A 20,845-nucleotide genomic window follows, 5' to 3' on the forward strand; every position below is an offset into this window, starting at 1 on the left:
AGTCTCTCCGGGTCAGGTTGCGGCCAGCGTGACGCTGGTCATGCTCAGCGAGCCGTGCTCGATATGGTCGGGGGCGAAGGTGGGCTGATCACCGGGCAGTCGAGCCCCCAGCACATAGAGCAGCGGCCAGTAGTGATCGGGTGTCGGCACGGCGCGGACGGCGTCCTGGCCCTGCGAGGCAAAGTCGATGGCCTGCTGCGGCGCATCGTCGAGGATGGCCTGCTTGATCTGGTCGTTGAATCGCTTCGACCAGTCATAGGGCGCGCAGTGACGCTCGCCCCAGTTCATGGCCGGCAGGTTGTGGACGATGTTGCCGGTGCCGATGATCAACACGCCCTCGTCGCGGAGCGGTGCCAGGCGCTTGGCCAGGTCGAAATGCCATTGCGGGGGCTTGGTGGCGTCCATGCTCAGTTGCACCACCGGCACGTCGGCCTCGGGATAGGCCTTGCAGAGCACCGACCAGGTTCCGTGATCCAGGCCCCAGGCCTCCTGGTCCAATACCACCGGCTGGGGGGCCAGCAGGTCTTTCACCCGCGCCGCCAGTTCGGGCGAGCCGGGCGCGGGATACTGCATGTCGAACAGGGCCTTGGGGAAACCCGCGCCGAAGTCGTGGATGGTAGGCGGCGCGGTCATGGCCGTGACGCCCACGCCCTGGGTCAGCCAGTGGGCCGAGATGCAGAGGATGGCCTTGGGCTTGCCGATCGCCTCGCCCATCGCTTTCCACGTCGCCGTGGTGTCGTTGGTTTCCAGCGCGATCATCGGGCTGCCGTGACCGAAAAAGACGACAGGAAGCCGGCTCATGCGGCGACCTCCGAACCGGAATTCATCGCCGCCCAGGCCCTTTGATAGCGCGGCGTCAGCCAGCGGTTGAACTGCACCTGGGCCCCCTCCTGCCAGGAGTAGCGGCCCCGCACGGCGAACCGCGACCGCAGGCCCACCTGCACCAGCTCATCCACATGCATGTCCTGGGCGATGATCTTGCCGGCCGAGGTCATGATCATCTCCAGCCGCTCCTCAAAGCCGGGAGTCTCGGTGGCGCCGGGGGCCACCAGGATGCCGGTGTCCTGCTCCATGGTCTCCGGGCCGGTCGGGCGCAGGATCAGGTAGATGACCATGTCTGACGTCATCACCAGCGACAGGGTCGGCGGAATATTGGCGAAGGTCGCGCGGTTGCGATCCTCGTCGGTCAGCTTGGGGAAGATCGGCAGGACCGCCTTCTGGGTGGGATTGAAGCTGGCGTCCGGGTGGAGCGTGCCGTTGTAGCGCAGGAAGCCGGCGTCATCGGGCTCGGCCTCGGGGAAGCTGCACAGCTCGCTGGGAATGAAGTCATGCAGCGGACCCCGGTGCAGCTTGTTGGCGTGATAGCCGTCGTTGTTGTTCTCGAACATCACCTTCCAGTTCCAGGCGAACTGCCCGGTCATGGGCGGGCTGAGGCCCTCGGCCGCCGACAGATCGAAATTGGCGATGGCCGCCTCCACATTCGCCAGGCGGGGGGCCAGGGGCGGAGCGTCCGCGTCGAAATTGATGAAGATAAAGCCCAGCCAGATCTCGACCTTGAAGGTCGGCAGCTTGATGGTCTTCTTGTCGAAGTCGCAGGTGCGCTCCATCGCTGGTGCGTTCACCAGGTCGCCGTTCAGCGAATAGACCCAGTGGTGATAGGGGCAGACGAAGCCGCGGGTGTTGCCACGCCCCTCGGCCACCAGCATGGCGCGATGCTGACACACGGCCGACATCGCCTTGATCTCGTCGGAGCGATTGCGCGTGACGATGATCGGCTCGCCGATGATCGAGGTCGTGAAGTAGTCGCCCGGTGCCTTGACCCAGTCCACACGGCCCACACAGAGCCATTCGTGATTGAACAGGGCTTCCTTCTCGAAGTCGTAGAAGGCCGCATCCGTGTAGCAGGCTGGCGGCAAGGTCTGAGCCGTCTCGACCCCCTCCATTGAGCGCGAGAGCCCGTCGATGAAGGCGTCGGTGAGCAGGCCGGCCGGTGAATTGAGGCCCATGACAGAGGCGCTCCCTGAAGGATTTCGACCATCAGGCTAGGCGCGGGACGCCCCGTGGTCTTGCACCAGCGCGCACGATCTGTTGGTCAGCTTCTGGGGCGGTGCCCACCAACGCTGCATTCTCGGGCGCGTTTGAGCAAAAGGCGCGCAAGCGGGGCCTTAAGTCCCCGTCCGGTGCCCTGGCGGGCAAAAGCGTGGGGCGCGCTGAGACAAGACCGTATCGCCGGACACCTCTAGGGTCGGTTTGACACTACGCTTGAGGACACCATGACGCTCGCCGCCGAACTCGCGATAACGGACCTGAAGCCCGGCTTCGGTGCCCAGATCCAGGGGATCGACCTGCCCACGGCTTCCGACGCCGCCATCGACGACGTGGTCGCGACGTTCCACCGACACGGCGCCATCGTCGTGCGGGACCAGAAGATGACGCCGGATGACCTGATGCGCTTCATCGGCCGGTTCGGTGATCCCGAGGACCATACCCAGACCCGCTTTACCCTGCCCGGCTATCCGAAGATCTTCATCCTCTCCAACCGGATCGTCGACGGTCAGCCCATCGGTGCTCACAACGACGGCGTGGGCTGGCACACCGACTACAGCTACAAGCCAGAGCCGGTCATGCTGACCATGCTCTATGCCGTCGAGGTTCCCGACGAGGGCTCAGACACCCTTCTGGCCGATGGCTGCGCCGCCTGGAATGCGCTGCCCGCCGACAGGCAGGCGATGCTGGAAGGCCTTAGACTGCACCACAGCTACAAGCATTTCATGGCGACCCGCGCCTTCGGCGACCAGCAGACGCTGTCGCCGGAAATGGAGGCCGCCAATCCCGATGTCGAGCACCCACTGATCCGAACCCACCCAGCCGATGGCCGGAAGGCATTGTGGCCCTCGACCGGGACGGTAACAGAAGTGATCGGCATGCCGGGTCCTGCGGGCCTGGCCCTGCTGGACGATCTGGTCGAGTTCATGACCCAGGAGCAGTTCGTCTATCGCCACAAGTGGAAGGCCGGTGACCTGCTGATGTGGGACAACCGCTGCACCCTGCACACCGGCACGCTGTATGATGACACCAAGTACTTCCGGACCATGCACCGGCTGTGGGTCAAGGGCGACAAGCCTTACTGAGGCGGGTCGGTGACCAAAACCTGGCTTGTCACCGGCGTGTCCGGCGGCCTGGGGCGGGAGATCGCCGCCGCCGCCCTGGCGCGGGGTGACGTTGTCGTCGGCACGGTGCGAAAGCCGGAAGCGGTCTCGATCTTCGAAGCCATGGCCTTCGGCCGCGCCCACGCGCTGGTCCTGGACGTGACGGATGAAGCCGCCGTGCGCCTGGGCGTTGCGACAGCGGAAGGCTTGACCAACGGGATCGACGTGCTGGTCAACAACGCCGGCTACGGCCTGGTCGGAGCAGTTGAAGAGGCCTCACTGGATGAGGTTCGCGCCCAGTTCGAAACCAATGTCCTGGGTCCGCTGGCGATGCTGAAGGCCGTGCTGCCTGCCATGCGGGCGCGGCGCGCGGGCCGGATCATCAACATCACCTCGGTGTCGGGCCTGGCGACCTGGGCCGGCACCGGCGTCTATTGCGCCAGCAAGTGGGCGCTGGAAGGCCTGACCCAGACCCTGGCCGCCGAAGTCGCCGAACTGGGGATCAAGGTCGTCAATGTCGCGCCGGGCGGCCTGCGCACCGACTTCGCCGCCGGCTCCAGGACCATCGTGAAGACCAAGATCGCCGACTATGACGGTCTGGCGCGCGACGCTGAGCGGCTCATGGCCGACCACGCTGGCCATGAGCCCGGCGATCCGACCAAGGCGGCGCAGGCCATACTGCAGGTGGCGGACCTCGACGAGCCACCGATGCACCTGCTGCTGGGCGAGGACGCCCTGAAATACGCCGGCTACGCCGCCGCCGCCCTCCAGGCCGATATCGACGCCTGGAAGACCATCACCCTCTCCATCGGCTTTGACGCCTGACCCTTCACCGAGAGATTTCGACCGTGAACAAGCCCAACACCCTGATCTTCGTCGACCTGGCCTCGGATGACCCGTCGGCCGCCGGCGACTTCTACGCCAAGGTCTTCGGATGGCAGAACGACGCCCGCCCTGAAGGCCTCTATCACCGCATGGTGCCCGGCGGCTTCTTCGCCAGGCCAGACGGCACCGACAGCGAGATCGGCAACCTGCATCTGGGAATCTTCAAGGCCGACAACGCCCGCCCTCACCCAGAGCCCGCGAGCGTCGAGCCGCGAGCCCTCAGCACCGAGGGCCGCAAGCCGCGCATCTGGGTGCTGATCAGCGACGACGACAGCGCTGAGCGCATCCTGGGAACCGCCGTTGAACTCGGCGCGGAAGTGCTATGGCGCGACCACTACTGGGCCGAATTCAACGGCTATAACCACGCCTTCCGCGACCCTTGGGGCAACGAGATCGTGCTGTGGGGCAAGGCGGGGCAGAACCCGACCATCCCCGACAGCTTCACGCGGGAATAGGGACAAAAAGCCCAGGCGCATCAAACGCCTGGGCTTTCTGCTTAGAACGGCTTGTCGCCCGCCACCGTCACCCGATAGCCGGTGCGCGTATCGGGGAAATAGTCCCAGATCGCCTGGTGCCAGGTACAGCGGTTGTCCCAGAAGGCCACCGAGTTTTCCTTCCAGCGGAAGCGCACCTGAAAATCCGGGTTGCTGGCGTGCTGGTAGAGATAGCTCAAGATCGCCTGGCTCTCGGCCTTGGGCAGGCCGGCGATGTGGGTGGTGTAGCTGGGATTGACGAACAGGCTCTTGCGACCGCTGATCGGATGCGTACGAACGATTGGATGGGTCGAGCAGTTATAGGTGCGGTCGATATCCGGGAAGATCGCCTTATAGACCGGATTGGCGTCATGCACCGCTGACAGACCTTCCAGATAGGCCTTCATCTTGTCCGAGAGGGTCTCATAGGCCGCGTACATGCTGGCGAAGCAGGTGTCGCCGCCAAACTCGGGCAGGACCTTCATGTAGAGAATTGAGCCCAGCGGCGGCTCGGGATCGCAGGTGAGATCAGAGTGCCAGCTCTCGCCGGCCACGAACTTGGAATTGGCGTCGGCATGGATGGCGACGATCTCGGGATGGTCGGGCAGTCCCGGCACGCCCGAGTGGATCGCCAGATTGCCGAACCGACGGCCAAAGTCCTTGTGCGCGTCGTGGGTCATCTCCTGGTCGCGAAAGAAGATCACCTGATATTGGGTCAGGGCCTGGTGGACCTCCTCGAACTGACGGTTCGAGAGCGGCTTGCCCAGGTCGACCCCGAAGACCTCGGCACCGATCCGGCGCGTCATCGGCTTTACGTCAAGCACGTCATAGGCCATCGGCCCGTTCTCCTACACTTGCACGGGGCTTGGCCCCCTATTCGTTCCCGAACGGATTGTCGGGATAGACAGCCGAGGCAGCCCGGGCCGCGTCCTGGTCGGGATCAGCCCGGCCGCACACCGCCAGTGCGGTCAGGGCATAGACCAGGGCGCTGTCGACCAGGTCCTGCGGGGTCGGACGCCAGCGCTTGAACCCCGTGGTGATGGCCGGGATGCGGTGCATGTTGAACACATTATGGTCGCGCCACATGCTGGAATAGACCGGATCGGCCAGGGCCACCGGATGGCCCAGGGTCAGCTGGGTGGCGACATCCACCGCCCCGACCAGCGGCGCCACGTCGCGGGCGTCGGCTTCGAAGCCATGGCGCACGACCACCGGCTCGATGTCGATGCGGCCCAGCCCCGCCTCGCGTACCATGGCCTCCAGCGCATGCTGGACGTCGGCGACGCGCTGTTTGGGATTGAGGCCCACCTCCAGATAGAGGTTCACCAGCTCGGTCCCCGCCCCGAAGGCGAAGGGAATGCCGCCCCGGATCGAGGCGATCTGCGACCTGGGCTGGGCCACGCCGCCGGGGCTGTCATAGCGGCTGGCCTTCTCCCACTCACCGCTCCAGGCGTGGATGGCGTCGGTCAGCTTGCCGATCCTGTAGATCGGATTGGGGTGCTGGGCAGCGGTCTCCGGGTGGTCCAGCAGGGGCGTGAACACCCCCTCGCCCCAGACCTGGAACCGGAACACGGCATAGCCGCAACCTACCCAGGTCAGGCCAAAATCACAGCCCTCGGCGGCTATGGCATAGTCCGGCGCCACGCCACCGTGGTGGAACAGGTAATGGGCTCCGATGTCCTTGCCCATATAGGCTATGCCCCGGTGCTCCTCGATCGGCTCGGGGCCGATCTCGCCGGGACAGGCGGTCAGATACATCTTGCCGGCCAGCGCGTAGCCGGCCGTCTTCAGGGCCTTGGCCGCGATCAGAAAGCAGCTCATCGGGCCACGATCATTGGCGATCGGATAGCCATACAGCTTGCCGTCCTCCAGCCAGCACTTTTCCCATTCGGGGTTGGCCAGGGTTTCAGGGCTGTACTTGTAGGCGTCCAGATCGGGGTTCCAGGTCGGGGCCTCGGTGTCGAGGTGGGCGGTGAACAGCAGGTTCTTGCCCCCCACCGTATTTGGACCCTTGCCGCCGTAGGTGCCGATGATGTTGGGCCGCTCGGGCGTCGCCCCCACCTTGCGCGGCGAGAAGCCCTCGCGCGCCATCCAGTCATGGACGTAGTTGGCGACCTCCAGCTCCTGGCCCGACGGGGCGGGGATGTTGCCCAGGGTCAGGGCCAGTTCGACGAGCTCGTCCTGGCTGATGGCGGCGGCGATGGCGTCGCGGTCGGCCTGGGTGACCGTATAGGGCGCAGCGGCGCCCATCGGGGGAAATCCGTCGGCCATACTCAGGCAGCCCCTTTCCAGGCGGTCGCGACCGCTGAGGTCTCCGTCAGGATCGCGCTGTTCAGTTCCATCACCTTCAGCGAGGCCGCATGGATATCGGCCTCATAGGCGGCGCAGGCGTCGGCCACGACGAAGACGTGATAGTCGAGGCTGAAGGCGTCGCGCACGGTGCTGTCGACGCAGCATTCGGTGGTCAGGCCGGCCACCACCAGGGTGTCGACAGCCAGGGCCTTGAGCCGCTCGTCCAGGTCCGTGCCCAGAAAGCCGCTATAGCGGGCCTTCTCGATCACCAGCTCGCCCTCCAGCGGCTGGGGGCCATAGAAGTCTGCGCCCAGGGTTCCGGCCCGGCACAGGGCGGCGTCGGAGTCGGGATCGCCGCCGCGACGCCGCATCCGCTCGTTCCAGGCGGGCGAGTCGCTTTGCGGCGTCGTGAACAGGCCCACAAAGATCACCGGCACGCCGGCCGCACGGGCGGAGGCCACCAACAGCTCGGCAGCGGCCAGGGCCGGCTCGACCCCGCTCATGTCCACGCCATAGCCGCCCAGCACGCCATGCGGCGCGGCGAAGTCCACCTGCATGTCGATGACCAGCACGGCGGTGCGGCCCGGCGCGATCCAGGCGGCCAGGCCGTCAGTTCCTGTGGCAGCGGCGGTCTCAGCGGTCACGAGAACACCGAGCGCAGGCCCGGCAGGATCTCCGAACCGAACATGGTCAGGCCCTCGACATAGTCCGGGAAGATCAGCATCAGGCCGTCCAGCTCGCAGGAGGTGACAAAGTCCTCGATCTGGGCGGCGCAGGAGGCGGGCGACCCGACCACCGTCTGGGTCATGAACGCGCCCTGCTGGGCCGCCACGCTGGACAGCTTCTCGGCCGGCACGCCCCAGCTTTGCAGCATGGCCAGGATCGCGCCCATGTCAGCGCCGTCCTTGTAGTGCTCGACCAGGGCGTGGGCCCTGGCGTCGGTCTCGGCGTGGACCACCGTGCACATGGCGTAGGTCTTGATGGTCTTGCCCATGCCCTCGGCGGCCAGCTTGGCCCGGCGCGAGGCGTCACGACGCTCTTCGGGCGTGCGACCGCCGATGAAACAGGCGTCGGCCTCGCGCACCGAAAACTGGAACCCGCGGTCCGACATGCCGGCGCAGATCAGCTCGGGCCGCGGCCGCGACAGCGGCTTGGGCCTGGACTGGCAGTCCTTCATCGTGAAGAACTTGCCGGCGAAATCGACGCTGTCCTCGGTCCACAGGCGCTTGACGATCGTGGTCCATTCCTCGGTCAGGGCATAGCGGTCGTCATGGCTGAGGCTGTCGTCCCAGGCCCCCATCTGGTCGAACTCGCCCTTGTAGGCACCCGCCACAATGTTGAGCCCCGCCCGGCCGCCGCTGATGTGATCCAGGGTGGCGATCATCTTGGCCGCCACGGCCGGGTTCTGCAGCAGGGGATGGATGGTGGCCCAGATGCGCACGGTCTTGGTGGCCTCGGCGATGCCCGCCATCATGGTCACCGATTCCAGGGCCGTGCCCCAGTGGTCGGTCTCGCCGCCAAAGCCCCGGAACTTGCCCATGGACATCACGAAGTCCATGCCGACCTCGTCGGCGATAACCGCAGCGGCCCTGTTCTGCTGATAGAGGCCGTCGAGCACTGGCGCCGTCTTCGAGATGATCCAGCCCCCATTCGCGACCGGCAGGAAAACCCCGAAATCCTTGTGCTTGGATGGACTGTGGAACATGGCGCTCTTCCTTACGCGGCGTCTTGTAGGAGTATGGCGGAGGGCTCGACGGCGGCTTCCGGAGCGGCCTTGCGCGGCGGACGCATGAACAGGGCCGCCACGAAGATCACCCCCACCACAACGGCGAAGATCTGGAGGGTCGGCGTAAAGCCGCCCAGGCGGTCGCGCATCAGGCCGGCGATCACCGGTCCCAGGGCCGAAACAGCGCCCACCATGCAAAGCAACGAAAACAGCTCCAGATTATTGCGTCGGCCATAGTAGTTCAGGAGCAGGATGCTGACGGCCAGAACGGTCATGCCGAAACCGGTTCCTACGCCGAGGGCGAAGACCATCATCATCGGCCAGCTGGTGGCGCCGCCCATGGCCAGCAGGCCTACCGCCATCATTCCCTGAGAGCCGGCCAGGAGCCAACGCGGGTCCACACGGTCGCCAATCAGCCCCCCGCCCAGCCGCGCTGCGACCTGCATCAAGGATTCAAGGCTAAGCGCGCTGACGGCGACGGCCGAGGCGACGCCAAGCTCCCCAAAGTGGCTGGGGGCCAGGCTGACAGCGGTGACTCCGCCCAGCAGGTGGGCGAAATAGGCGGCCATGATCACATAGAACTGCGGGGTGGCGAGGGCCTCCTTCACGGTCCAGTCGGTTGTGGTTCGATAAACGCGGCTGGTGCTCGTCGCCGTTAGGGCATCCTCGGCTACGGCCTTGTCAGTGTCGACAGCGGCAGCGTCCAGCCAGGCCCGGCCACCCACCAGAGCCGCGCACAGGGCACCGACTACGGCCGCGGCGATTGCCTGGGCCATCCAGTAGGGCCGCCAGCCGCCGCCGGCCGCTTCCATGCCGGCCAGGGCCATCCAGGGTCCGGCGACACCGCCCAGCGAACCGATGGTGAAATAGATGCCGAACGGCAGGGCCCGCTTCTTGAACAGCATCGACAGCACATGGGTGCCGGGGATCAGCGCCATCATCTGATAGCCCACGCCCAAAAGCGCCGTACCGACCAGATAGACTGGCAGACCCCGCGTTGTTGCCAGACACAGGAAGCCCACAACCATCACAGCCGACCCGATGATGATCGTGGCCCGCACACCGATGCGCCGGATCAGTATGGCCGGCAGCCAGGACGAGCCCCCGCAGAAGGCCCCCAGCAGGGTGAAGCCGAGGAAGGCGGAGGCAAAGCTCCACTGCTGTTCCTTGATCATCGCAGGCAGCACAACGCCCAGCGACGAGAAGGTCGAAGCCGTGATCAGGAACAGCAACAGGCTCAGCGCGCCCAGCAAAAGCCAGGGCCGCATTTGGGTCTTCGACATCACCATATCGAGCCTCCTGACATAAGCTTGGCCCGGCGCCGCCGCCTGCGGCGGCGCCGGGTGGGAACTAGAACTTGCGCGAGAGGGTCACCCGCCACTCACGACCCTTGCTCGGCAGGGCGCCAAGGTTGGCGTAGCTGTCGGCGTCGGGCGTGAAGTAGAGCTCGTCGAACAGGTTATCGATGTTGAGCGTGGCGGTGTAGGGACCCCTCTCGTAGTAGGCCGAGCCGCTTACCACCGCATAGGCCGGATAGGTCACCGCGTTCTGGACCGTGCCGGAGGTCTTGGTCACATGGGTCACGCCCAGCGAACCGCCGCCCCTGCCCCAGTCATAGGCGTCGCTGGTATAGGAGCCATAGAGGCTGACCACCGACTTGGGCATGAGGGTGTAGGCATAGTCGCCGCCGCGCCCCGGCAGGCCCGCAAAGCTCCACACCACATAGGTGCCGCCATAGGCGCTGGCGCCGGGCACGCCCGCCGTATAGGCCGGAATATACTGGAACGAGGTGTCCGGGCCCTTGATCGTGGTGCGTTGCGAGTTGCCTGAGAAGGTGAAGCTGAGGTTCTCGCTGGCCAGCCAGCGGACTTCCAGCTCGACACCCTTGGCGCGGGTACCCTGGACCGAGATCGGCGGGCCGTTGACCAGCTGGGTGCGGTTCTGGCGATAGGCCGCCAGCGAGCCGACCAGCGTGCCCTTCAGCCACTGGAACTTGAAGCCTGTCTCGGCCAGGTCGGAATCCGACAGCCAGGCGTCGCTGGCCACCAGACCCGGCGCGATGTCGCCCGCCTGGCTCATTTCCAGGGCCGAGGCCTTGGCGTAGGTGATGTAGGGCATCACGCCCAGCGGAGCCTTGTAGGACAGACTGGCTGTGTAGGTGCCCTTGGTATCGCTGGCCTTCTGCTCTCCGGCCACGGTGTAGCTGAGAAATCCGGTGTCCTTGGAGGTGACTTCATAATCGTCATAGCGACCGCCCAGCATCAGGTTCACGCGCTCGCCGATCTGGATATCGGTGGTGAAGAAGACACCGGCCTGAGTCCAGTCGCTCTTGTTGTCGTTCTCCCACTGCACGCCGTCACCGGCGTTGAACGGGCTGCCGATGATGTCCGTACCTGTGGCCCCGAAGGCAATGTCGCGGCGGTCCAGGGCGATCAGGCCGCTGTTATAGCTTTCGCGGCGGCGGCCCTCGAAGCTGCGGTACGAGGCGCCAACGAACGACCTGGCGGTGACCAGGCCAGCATCGATCTCAAAATTATAGGTCCCGCGCGCTTCCCAGACCGAGCTGTCGAACCAGGCCGGATAGCCATACGAGACGAAGCGCTTGTTCTCCTGGTCGTCGTAGAACAGCTGCAGCTTCAGATCGCTGGTCGGGGTCAGCGACTTAGCTAGGTCATAGTAGAAGGTATTGGTGCGGGTCTTCGAGAAGTCGGCGCTGCTGATATAGACCGTGCGCGGGTCGAGCTTGGTGGTCCCTATCCCGGCGTCCAGCGTGTGGACGGCGTCGGTCGAGTAGAAGCCGTAGTAGGGAATATAGAGCGCGCTGGCGTAGGGATAGAACCCGATCTCGTTGGGCGTCAGGCGACCGTTCCTGTCCGCATCGACCAGGGTAGTGTCACGGCCGGTGACATAGGTCTGGTTGTCGATCAGGTCCTGGGTAAGGCGGTTCCAGCCGGGCGTCTGCACATCGCCGTCGGAGTGATAGAGCATCCCGCCGATCGCAGTCGTCCAGCCATTGCCCAGATCAAAGTCGGCCGAAATCTCGCCCGTCTCGCGTTTGGGATAGATCCCCTTGTAGTAACTGTGGGAATCCTCGACCTCGCCATAGGCGTAGACGCCGCCCGTCACCGTGCCGACATTGACCGGCATCCCGAACTGGGCAGTGACATTCTTCTTGTTGTACGAGCCAAACGTGGCGGTGACTTCGCCTATTGGTTCGCTCAGATAGCCGCCCTCGTTCTTGCCGGACTTGGGAATGAAGTTGAGCATGCCGCCCACCTTGCCCGAGCCATAGATCGGGGTCGGAGGACCGCGCACGATCTGGATCTGGTCGGCCGCGCCGATCGGCGTCGAATATGTGCCGCGGTTTTCGATGCGCTTGAAACCGCGGAAATAGTTCTCCGCCAGGGTTCCGCGGATATTGAGTGCGCCCGGCACCCCATAAAAGCTGGCTGTGTAGGCGCCGGGCGAAACGGCCGTAAGGCCGTCGATCGTCTCGATCCCGTAACGTTGCAGCGTTACGTCGCTGACGAAGCTGGCCGAACGCGGCGTCTCCAGCAGCGGCTTATCGAGACCAAAGACAGTATTGTTGGGCTGCTTCTCCAGCAGGCCAGCCTTGTCCCGCGCCTTGACAACCAACTCGTCGACGGCATCGGCGCTGGCCGTTGTCGGATCCTCGGCCCAGGCGGCCGTGGACAGGGTCAAAAGCACGACAGCGGAAGCTCCCGCCATCAGAAGTCGTTGTTTCGACATAACGTCCTCGCTCGAGGCTACCGCGCCCACCGCCTGCGGCGGTTATCCCCGGACGGGGCCTCACGAGAATGAGCATCACCCAGTCGCGCCTGTATGGCGGGACGCCGTCTCTAACATTTTGAAGGAAATGTCTCCGCCGCTCGGTTCTTGTTCACCCGAGGGGCATCGCGCTCGACCCCGGGTCAAACAACTTGATCCTACGCGCACTAGGGGCCGCCGAAAGCGTTGCCGTGCTGGCTTGAAGCCAGGCCATCCCCAGCGGCATCGTGGCCACTGCCAGCAAGCAGACCCTTCCAAGCTCACAGACGCGTTATATCTGCCCTTGGGTGGACGCGCATCGCACGGGCCGCTGAGGCTTGCCCGGAAGCGGACCTTCCCAAGGTCGTCCAAGAGTCACGAGCCGTAGGCCGTTTGCCTCCAGTAACTTGATGTTCCTTTGCCAATCGACGACAGCAATCTCCGAGCTCCCCCCCCCCTCCTGGCGGTGCTCTTCTGAAGCAATCCGCACGCGCCGGGCTGCGCTAGTTCAGAACGCACACGAGAGTGCCGAACCATCGATTTCTCCGATGGATAGCATCACAACATACCGGCTTTCGCACACCCATTCCCTGTGGGAAGCCTCCGCCATGTTCAACGCGATCAAGACTTTTCTTTCTCGCATCACGCCTGCTCGCAGCGGGCGTCCGGAGGACCATTCCGTGAAGACGATCCTGCACATCGATTCCAGCATTCTCGGCGGCTATTCGGTAAGCCGCGCGCTGACCGCCGACATCGTCGCGCGCCAAGAGGCGCTTCATCCTGGAGCGCGGGTGGTGCGCCGCGACCTCGTCGTCGATGCCACCCTTCATCTGTCGGACGCTCACATGGCGGTGTTCCAAGGCGGAGAAGTTGGCAATGCCGTCTTGGGTCAGGATCTGGCCACTGGCGCGGCCTATATCGACGAACTCTTCGCCGCCGACATCATCGTGATCGGTGCGCCGATGTACAATTTCAGCATTCCCACCCAACTGAAGGCTTGGGTCGACCGCGTCAGCGTCGCGGGCCGCACCTTCCGCTACGGTCCCAACGGCCCCGAAGGCCTGGTGACGGGCAAAACGGTCTTCGTGGCCTCGACGCGCGGTGGCGTCTATTCTGGCGACGCGCCCGGCGCGGCCATGGACCATCAGGAAACCTACCTGCTGAGCGTCCTGGCCTTTATCGGCTTGACCAATGTCACGGTCGTCCGTGCCGAAGGTCTGGCGCTCGGCGAGGAGGTCAAGGCTGCGGCGATCGCCGGTGCAAGGGCGCAGATCCAAGCGCTGGCGGCCTGATCGCAAGGCCACTAGATCTGCTGCAGACTTACGCAGACCAAGACCGCGAGCACGGGGCTGCTGAGCCCATGCTCGCGGTCGCTCAATATCCCCTACCCCGTCGATCTGCCCCCGTCTGATTGAGACACCAGCCACCACCAGCCTACGGAGCGACCTTGGAAATCGGTATCGACAGCTTCGCGGCCACGATCCCAAACCCGGAGACGGGCCATACCGTGTCGGCTTCCGACCGAATGGACGCCCTGCTGGCTGAGGTCGAGACCGCCGACCGGGTCGGTTTGGATGTGTTCGGGATTGGCGAACATCACCGCAAAGAGTTCCTGGATTCCGCACCGGCCGTGATCCTGGCGGCGGCGGCGGCCCGGACCCAGCGCATCCGTCTCACCAGCGCAGTGACGGTGCTTAGCGCTGCCGATCCCGTACGTGTCTTCCAGGACTTCGCGACCATCGACCTGATCGCCAAGGGGCGAGCAGAAATCGTTGTCGGGCGCGGCTCGTTTGGCGAAGCCTATCCGCTGTTTGGCTTTGCGATGGAGGACTATGACGCCCTGTTCGCCGAAAAACTCGACCTTCTCCTGAAGCTGCGAGACGAGGTCGGCGTCACCTGGCGCGGACGTTTCCGACCACCGTTGAACGGCCAAGGCGTCTTTCCACGACCGCACCAAGCCAAATTGCCGATCTGGTTGGGGGTTGGCGGCACGCCGCAGTCCTTCGTCCGCGCGGGAACCCTCGGCTTGCCTTTGATGGTGGCGATCATCGGTGGAAGCTTTGATCGGTTCCGCCCCTTGGTGGACCTCTATCGTGAAGCCGGCCGGCGCGCAGGCCATGGGCCAGACACACTCAAGGTTGGGGTCCATGCGATGGGTTTCGTCGGCGAAACCGACCAGGAGGCCGCTGACGCCTTCTTCCCAGGCTGGGCGCACATGTTCACCGAGATCGGCCGCGAACGCGGCTGGTCAACGGCGACCCGCGCGCAATTTGACGCGATGCGCGGCCCGGGCGGTGCCTTCCTTATCGGAAGCCCCGAGACCGTGCGTGACAAGGTTCTGGCCGCCGACAAGGCGCTTGGCGGTATCTCCCGCCTGACCTTCCAGATGAGTTCGGCCATGCTGGAAACAAAGGCCATGCAGCGTTCAATCGAATTGCTGGGCACCGAGGTCGCGCCCGCCGTCAAGGGGGTGCTTGGCGCGGGGCAAAAGCGCGGGTGACCCCAACTCAGGCGCTCTGGCCCCCGGCCCGCGCGCCACGCAGACGCGAAAGATAGCGGCCGAAGGCGTTATGCGCGGCCGATTTGGCCTCCTCGGCCGACCAGCCGAGCGTCCCGGATATGTAAAGCGCTGCCTGTCCCATGCAGAAGGCAAGAATATCGCGCGCCGTCTCGTGGACCTCGTTCAACGGCAGGTCCCCCGATGCGACGCAGGCGCGGGTGGCCTCCAGCAGGACCCTATAGGTCGGAAGTGCCACCGCCTTGACCGCCTCACGGTCCCGCAAGCCTGGAAGCGTTCGGCTCGACAGGAACAAAAGCTCAAAATAGCCGGGGTTCTCGACGGCGAAGGCCGCGAAGCCATCGGCCATCAGCACCAGGCGTTCCAGCGGCGTTGAGCCGATTTGGCTTCGCGCCAAGTAGGCGCCAAAGCGCCTGAACCCGGCGTCCAGCAAGTGCAGTTGCAAGTCTTCCTTGTTTTTGAAGTGGCGATAGAGGGCCATCGGGGTGACGCCCAGTTCGGCGGCCATTTGGCGCATCGACAACTGCTCGTGTCCGGGGAGCAGAAAGCGATCTAGCGCCAGTGTCAGGATCCGCTCGCGAAGCGGGGCTTCCTCGGCGGTGTTCATCCCCCCGCCTCCGACGCCTGCCGGATCTGACTCATCATGTCCTTGCCCAGGATGGCCGAAGAACAGATCACGCCGCCCGCCAGGGCACCGATCACCCCGTCGGTCGAGACGTCCTGACCGGTCAGCCAGAGCCCTTCGATCGGCGTGCGGGCCCGAAGCCAGTCCTGCCTGAAGCGCTGGGGCGAGCTCTCCACCCCCATGAAACCGCCGCGCTGGCGCTTGGCGAAGGTCTCGTAGGTGAGCGGCGTGGAGACCTCCACGCGATCAACCGCATCGCGCGCCGCTGGCACGAAGTTGAACAGGTTCTCCAAGAGGCGCGCCTGGATATCGGCCTTGCGCGCCAGATAGTCGTCGCCGCGCTTCATCCAGCGAGTATCAGCCCAGCGCTCGAAATGCCGATAGTCGGTGTAGGCGTACATCTCGACCGTCGCCTTGCCGGGATAGGCCTCGTCCCAACTGGGGTCCTTGGTCGACGGAAAGGTAATGAAGCTCCAGGGAAAGGGCGCGGCGAAGTCGGCGCGATGGGCTTCAAGATTGGCCTGCAGGTCGGCGCTGGGGTGGTCCCAGATGTTGGCGGGCGTGAAGCCCAGCTCGGCCGCCGAGCGGTTGAAGCCGATATTGAGGCCGACGACGGCGTAGGTATCGACCACCTGGGTCAGCTTGACGTCGAGACCGGCGTCTCGCGCGGTCCCGGCGTCCAACAGCCGGCCGAAGGTGTTCTGGACCCCGGCGTTGCTGATGACCGTGTCACAGTTGATCTCAACGCCATCGGCCATGCGCACGCCACGCACGCGGCCATCGTCGACGAGAATCTCCGTGACCTCGGCGCCGTGCAGCACCCGCCCGCCGGCCTGTTCGATCAACGGCGTCATGGCGTCGGCAAAGGCCGCCCCACCGCCGACCGGATAGCTGCCGCCGTTCATGTAATGCTTGGCCAGCATGCAGTGCATGGCGAATGAGCTCTTGGTGGGCTCCAGGCTGTAATCGCCCCAGTTGGCGCACAGGACCGCGATCAGTTCAGGATCGTCGGTCAGATCACGCAGGACATCGATCGTCAGACGATCGGACTGGGCCAGGAAAGGACCGCAGCCCTCCTGCAGCACGACCCGCGCCATGGTCTCGGGCAGGGCCTTCTGGGCGAAGAAGGGCGCGGACGCTTTGGACACCTGACGCACCAGCGCCAGATAGTCGTCGATCGCTTGTGCCTGGGTCGGAAAGTAGCCCTTCAGGGCCTCGGCGTAGCGCGCCTCGCCGGCCGGTATCTGGTACTCACGGCCGCCGATGACCATGCGGTTGAAGAGCTCCGGCATCGGCACCCAGCGTACGCCGCCGCCGGTCACGTAGTCGAACAGCTTGTAGGTCATGGTGCGGGGCGAGGCGACGTCGCCGATATAGTGCAGCCCCACCGTCCAGCGATAACCGTCACGCTGGTAGGACTGGGTCATCCCGCCGACGACACTGCTCTGCTCCAAAAGCAGCACCGCCTGGCCTTCACGCGCCAAAATGGCCGCGACGGAAAGGCCGCCCATACCCGATCCGACGACGATCGCGTCAAAGCCCCCTTCAACGGCGCGCCCCTTGCGATAAGGCGATCCCGTGGTCCGCATGGCGTCCTCCCAGACACGCCCGTTCATCGGGCAATGTATACACCCGTATACAGACTCCACAGGATTGGTCTGTCAACCGCCCCTCGCCCAGGAGCCGTCGCCAGCGGCCTGTCGCTGATCGAAGCCGGGGCGCCCCCGATTGACCACCGGCAGATGCGCGAAGACCCATTGGCCCGAGGCCTCAACGGGCACGCGCAAGGACAGGCCCTATCAGCCGCCGCTGACCGCCCGGCCGATCAGCAAGGTGTCGGCGAACTGCTCGAAGCGGTTGATCTTGCCATCCTTGACCTCCCAGACATGAGCAACGCGCGCGGTCATGAACTTGCCGGTCTTGCGGTAGGTCCCTGAATAGCGACCGATGCCGACGACCACGTCGCCTGCATCGATCAGCCGGTCCAGGGTGAAGGTGTAGTTGTCCCACTCACTTCCGACGCGCTTGACGACATTGTCGACGATGGCCTGCTTGCCGATGTAGGTCCCGTGGTAGGGAAAGCCTTCCATTTCCGTCCAGCGAACATCGGGTGCCAGGGTGCTCAGCATGCCGTCCAGGTCCCCCCGGGCATTGGCGGCGTACTGGGATTTGACCACCTCATAGGCGGTCGGCGCAGAGGGCGGGGTTTGGGCGAAGGCCGGAGCCGACAGGCCGGCCGCCAAAAGCGACACGGCCATGACGGCGGGCGTGATGGTCTTGATCATTCTCGTTGTCCTCCTGGCGGGTTGCGGCTTCAGGCGGCGGGCTAGCTTAGGGCCCGCAGCACCGTGTTGCTGTCCACGACCTGCTCCATCGTGAGGATCCTGCCGTCCTTGAACCTGTAGAGGTGGGCGAAGGTGGCGGTCATCGCCTTGCCGGTGGCGCGATAGGTTCCCGAATAGACCCCGAAGGCGGCGACCGTGTCGCCGTCCTCGAGATAGGTGTGAGCCTTCGCCTCATAGCCCTCCCATTCGGTTGCGAGGCGCCGGAAGACGCCGGCCGCAATGGCGTCAAAGCCGACATAGGTTCCGGCATAGGGAAAGCCGGCCGCCTCGGTCCAGGTCGCGTCAGGTGCGAGCGCGGCTTGCAGGCGCGCGCTTTTCTGCTCGGGCGAGGCCTCATAGGTGGCCCGGATGATGTCCTTGTTGGAGGCCATCGCTCAGCCCCACTTCATTTCGCCGGTCGCCACCTTGGCGCCGATCTGCAGGGCAACGCCCATGCCGGCGTCGGGATAGCGGGCGGTCATCGCCGCGATCAGGGCGGCGCTGTCCTTGGCCTGGGCCAGCTCGGCCTCGAAGGCCAGCAGATAGTCGCGCGTATAGGTCAGGGCCGCCACGCCGGTGGGCGCCGTGGAGGTCATGTGACCGGGCACGACCACGGCAGGCTTTCGGGCCAGCATGGCGTCCAGTTGCTTGACCCAGGTCGCGCGGCCTTCCGCGCCCACTGTGTCGGCGGTCCAGACGTGGACGCCCGAGAACACCAGCACGCCGCCAAAGATCGCAGACAGCGACGGTGCCCAAAGATAGCGGCGATTGGCCAGCCCCTCGGCCGCGACAATCTGGATCGCCTGGCCGTCAACGGTCAGATGGTCGCCATCAAAGGCGGTCGGCATGACGATATCGGCCAGGGTCTTGGGACCATTGTCGCCCAGTTGCGGCCCCCAGGTGGCCAGCTTCTTTTCGACGCTGGCCTGGATGGCCGCGATCGTGTCGGAGGCGGCAATCACCTTGGCGTCCGGGAAGGCGGCCTTGATCGGTCCCAGGCTGAAATAATAGTCCGGGTCGCTCTGGCTGACATAGATGGTCGTCAGCTTCCGGCCCGTGGCCTTAATGGCCTCGACCAGCGCCCGGCCGTCGGGCAGCGTGAAGCCGCCGTCGATCAGCACGGCTTCCCTGGGGCCCCAGACCAGGACCGGCGCGCGGAAGAAGCCGTTTTCACCGGCCGGGACGGCTTTCCATTCCAGCTTGGTGCCAGCGGCCAGGGCATCGCTCTGGCCGGCGAGGGTTGCGGCCGCGCCGCCTGCGATCATCGTCATCATCGTTCTCCGGGTGGGCATGGGGAACCGTCGCTCTGTTGAGGGTGAAAAGGCGGCGCGAGGCGTCAAGCGACGCCGGCCGTCGAAAGAAGGGAAAGCGGATTGCGGTAGAGGGCGCTGGCGTCGGCCAAGGCCAGGCCCTGGCTATCGTCGCGGATGAGGCTGGGGACGCCGCTTAGACCAAAGCGCCGCATCAAGATTTGCGCGTAGGTCGTGCGGCCCTGGTTGGCGGCAACGAGCGCGGGCTGAGGCTCGGCAATCATCGCCGCCGCCTCGGTCAGAGACAGGCTGGCGAGAATTTCGATCAAAATGGCGGGGTCAGTGATATCCGCCCCCTCGACATAGCGCGCGGTCTGGATGGCGCTCAGCGCGTCGCGCTCGAGCGCCGGCGCCGAGAGGGACACCGCCGTCAGGGCCAGGGTCGCAGGTCCGCTGTCGAGCCGGCCACCGCCACCGATCACCTGATCACGATAGCGCTCGGTGAAGGCCGCCCCGGTCATCTGAGCGATACGCTGATCAGCGGCCCAGATGTGGCTGGTCATGCCAGCATCGAGCGCGCGTGCTCCATCGCCGGCGAACAGGCCTGTCGGCAGCAGATCCACCGTGACCCCGGGCTGGGTGGCGAGAAGGCTGATCCCCGCCGAGGCTCCGTAGCACCAGCCACACAGGGGATCGAACAGATAGACAAAGCGGTGGGTCATCAGCGCGGCTCCAGGTTCGCAGCCAATATGCGCCTTGCTGATTGCAATTCGAAGATCGAGAAAATAGACATTCTGTATGCCAAGGACATACAATCAGCTCGATGGCGGCAACCAAGGGATCAGCAATCTCAAGCGCCTGGCCTATTTCGCCGAGGTCGTCGAAACCGGCTCCTTCACGGCGGCTGCACAGCGGCTCGGTATCACCAAGGCGGTCGTCAGCCAGCAGGTCGCCAAGCTTGAGCAGGCCTTCGAGACGACGCTTCTGGTGCGCACCACCCGCAGCGTTCGCCCGACGGAGGAAGGTCGCGCGTTCTATGAGCGCTGCGCACGGGTCCTGACAGAGGCCCAGGAGGCGTTCGCGGGCCTCGCAACCGACGACCGCGCGCCCAGCGGCATGCTGCGCCTGACCGCCCCCTTCGACTATGGCGTGGCCGTCGTCGTCCCGGCGATCGCCGAGTTCCAGCGGCGCCATGGCGCCTGCACCACTGATCTTCTGATCAGCGACCAGACCTTCGATCCTGTCGAAAAGGATATCGAGTTGGCGATCCGGGTCGGCTGGCTGAACGACAGCAACCTGCGGGCCAGGCGCATCGGGTCGTTCCAGCAGATCCTGGTCGGCACGCCTGACCTGGCCGCACGCCTGACGGACAGTTCACAGCCCGACCAGATCGGCGACCTGCCCTTCGTGGCCAACAGCGTCCTGCGCGACCCGCTGGGCTGGACATTCTTCGATGGCGCAGGGGACCAGCGATCCGTGCGATTTTCAGCAGCACTGGTCATCGACGCCACTCTAGGGGCCCTGGAGGCAGTGCGCGCCGGCGTCGGAGCGTCGGTCCTCCCCGACTATGCGGCGCAAGCGGACCTGGCCAGCGGGCGACTGGTGCGACTGCTGCCTGATTGGCGCCTCGAGAGCGGCGGCATCTACGCCGTCACCCCCGCGACGCGCTTCCGTCGCGCCCGCGTCAGCGCCTTTCTCGACGTCTTGGTAGAATGGGAACGGCGCAGGGTTCAAACCGCCGAAGCGGACGTGACTTCGGCCAACGCCTGACCGATCGACACCACCCAAGCCTCAATACGATTTTCTCGCCGCCCATGAAAAAAAGGCCTTGCCCA

General features: G+C 65.2%; 20 protein-coding genes. 6 read left to right on the forward strand and 14 right to left on the reverse strand.

Annotation, left to right across the window (positions count from 1 at the left end):
• Positions 1-12: 12 nt before the first annotated feature.
• Together ygiD and ACW179_RS18245 are read right to left on the reverse strand one after the other, a co-directional pair.
• Complete coding sequence (gene ygiD, locus ACW179_RS18240; RefSeq protein ID WP_492060869.1) at positions 13-801, reverse strand: 4,5-DOPA-extradiol-dioxygenase; 789 nt, start codon at positions 799-801, stop codon at positions 13-15.
• Positions 798-2,006, reverse strand: a complete 1,209-nt coding sequence (locus tag ACW179_RS18245) for an aromatic ring-hydroxylating oxygenase subunit alpha (protein ID WP_492060870.1) — start codon at positions 2,004-2,006, stop codon at positions 798-800. Before ACW179_RS18245 ends, ygiD begins: the two co-directional genes overlap by 4 nt.
• A gap of 267 nt (positions 2,007-2,273) precedes the next feature.
• Here ACW179_RS18245 and ACW179_RS18250 point away from each other — a divergent pair, with 267 nt between their 5' ends.
• From ACW179_RS18250 to ACW179_RS18260, 3 genes are read left to right on the forward strand one after another with little or no spacing between them, the layout of a single operon-like run.
• Positions 2,274-3,131, forward strand: a complete 858-nt coding sequence (locus ACW179_RS18250) for a TauD/TfdA dioxygenase family protein (RefSeq protein ID WP_492060871.1) — start codon at positions 2,274-2,276, stop codon at positions 3,129-3,131.
• A 9-nt stretch (positions 3,132-3,140) separates the two neighbouring features.
• The gene (locus tag ACW179_RS18255; protein WP_492060872.1) at positions 3,141-3,974 is read left to right on the forward strand and encodes an oxidoreductase; all 834 of its coding nucleotides are present in this window, start codon (positions 3,141-3,143) and stop codon (positions 3,972-3,974) included.
• A 23-nt stretch (positions 3,975-3,997) separates the two neighbouring features.
• Entirely contained in the window at positions 3,998-4,489 is a 492-nt protein-coding gene (locus tag ACW179_RS18260; RefSeq protein ID WP_492060873.1) for a VOC family protein, read from the forward strand.
• Between the two features lie 41 nt (positions 4,490-4,530).
• Here the strand turns inward: ACW179_RS18260 and ACW179_RS18265 are convergent, their stop codons facing one another.
• The 6 genes from ACW179_RS18265 to ACW179_RS18290 form a co-directional block, all read right to left on the reverse strand.
• Positions 4,531-5,343, reverse strand: coding sequence for a TauD/TfdA dioxygenase family protein (locus ACW179_RS18265; protein WP_492060874.1), 813 nt, complete (start codon positions 5,341-5,343; stop codon positions 4,531-4,533).
• Between the two features lie 37 nt (positions 5,344-5,380).
• Entirely contained in the window at positions 5,381-6,778 is a 1,398-nt protein-coding gene (locus ACW179_RS18270; RefSeq protein ID WP_492060875.1) for a zinc-binding metallopeptidase family protein, read from the reverse strand.
• 2 nt (positions 6,779-6,780) lie between these two features.
• Complete coding sequence (locus ACW179_RS18275) at positions 6,781-7,443, reverse strand: cysteine hydrolase family protein (RefSeq protein ID WP_492060876.1); 663 nt, start codon at positions 7,441-7,443, stop codon at positions 6,781-6,783.
• On the reverse strand, positions 7,440-8,504 hold the full coding sequence (locus ACW179_RS18280) for an LLM class flavin-dependent oxidoreductase (RefSeq protein ID WP_492060877.1): 1,065 nt from the start codon (positions 8,502-8,504) through the stop codon (positions 7,440-7,442). Before ACW179_RS18280 ends, ACW179_RS18275 begins: the two co-directional genes overlap by 4 nt.
• Positions 8,505-8,515: 11 nt before the next feature.
• Positions 8,516-9,808 (reverse strand): MFS transporter, encoded by a 1,293-nt coding sequence (locus ACW179_RS18285; protein WP_492060878.1) that lies wholly within the window; start codon positions 9,806-9,808, stop codon positions 8,516-8,518.
• Positions 9,809-9,875: 67 nt separating this feature from the next.
• Positions 9,876-12,275: a TonB-dependent siderophore receptor gene (locus ACW179_RS18290; protein ID WP_492060879.1), complete on the reverse strand. Its 2,400-nt coding sequence runs from the start codon at positions 12,273-12,275 to the stop codon at positions 9,876-9,878.
• Between the two features lie 626 nt (positions 12,276-12,901).
• Between ACW179_RS18290 and ACW179_RS18295 the strand changes: the two genes are divergently transcribed.
• A complete protein-coding gene (locus ACW179_RS18295; protein WP_492060880.1) occupies positions 12,902-13,585 on the forward strand; it encodes an FMN-dependent NADH-azoreductase in 684 nt (227 codons plus the stop codon).
• Between the two features lie 155 nt (positions 13,586-13,740).
• A complete protein-coding gene (locus ACW179_RS18300; protein WP_492060881.1) occupies positions 13,741-14,793 on the forward strand; it encodes an Atu2307/SP_0267 family LLM class monooxygenase in 1,053 nt (350 codons plus the stop codon).
• Positions 14,794-14,800: 7 nt separating this feature from the next.
• Here ACW179_RS18300 and ACW179_RS18305 read toward each other — a convergent pair whose 3' ends face one another.
• The 6 genes from ACW179_RS18305 to ACW179_RS18330 all read right to left on the reverse strand — a co-directional run bounded on the left by ACW179_RS18305 (position 14,801) and on the right by ACW179_RS18330 (position 19,825).
• Complete coding sequence (locus ACW179_RS18305; protein ID WP_492060882.1) at positions 14,801-15,418, reverse strand: TetR/AcrR family transcriptional regulator; 618 nt, start codon at positions 15,416-15,418, stop codon at positions 14,801-14,803.
• Positions 15,415-17,025: a phytoene desaturase family protein gene (locus ACW179_RS18310; RefSeq protein ID WP_492060883.1), complete on the reverse strand. Its 1,611-nt coding sequence runs from the start codon at positions 17,023-17,025 to the stop codon at positions 15,415-15,417. Before ACW179_RS18310 ends, ACW179_RS18305 begins: the two co-directional genes overlap by 4 nt.
• Before the next feature lie 210 nt (positions 17,026-17,235).
• The gene (locus ACW179_RS18315) at positions 17,236-17,721 is read right to left on the reverse strand and encodes a nuclear transport factor 2 family protein (protein ID WP_492060884.1); all 486 of its coding nucleotides are present in this window, start codon (positions 17,719-17,721) and stop codon (positions 17,236-17,238) included.
• 41 nt (positions 17,722-17,762) lie between these two features.
• Positions 17,763-18,152, reverse strand: a complete 390-nt coding sequence (locus tag ACW179_RS18320) for a nuclear transport factor 2 family protein (RefSeq protein ID WP_492060885.1) — start codon at positions 18,150-18,152, stop codon at positions 17,763-17,765.
• A 3-nt stretch (positions 18,153-18,155) separates the two neighbouring features.
• A complete protein-coding gene (locus ACW179_RS18325; protein ID WP_492060886.1) occupies positions 18,156-19,031 on the reverse strand; it encodes an MBL fold metallo-hydrolase in 876 nt (291 codons plus the stop codon).
• Positions 19,032-19,096: 65 nt separating this feature from the next.
• The gene (locus ACW179_RS18330) at positions 19,097-19,825 is read right to left on the reverse strand and encodes a DsbA family protein (RefSeq protein ID WP_492060887.1); all 729 of its coding nucleotides are present in this window, start codon (positions 19,823-19,825) and stop codon (positions 19,097-19,099) included.
• Here ACW179_RS18330 and ACW179_RS18335 point away from each other — a divergent pair.
• On the forward strand, positions 19,809-20,780 hold the full coding sequence (locus ACW179_RS18335) for a LysR family transcriptional regulator (RefSeq protein ID WP_492060888.1): 972 nt from the start codon (positions 19,809-19,811) through the stop codon (positions 20,778-20,780). The two genes, ACW179_RS18330 and ACW179_RS18335, sit on opposite strands and share 17 nt — an antisense overlap.
• The last annotated feature ends 65 nt before the right edge of the window (positions 20,781-20,845 follow it).

Source organism: Caulobacter sp. AVps18 (assembly GCF_058681425.1).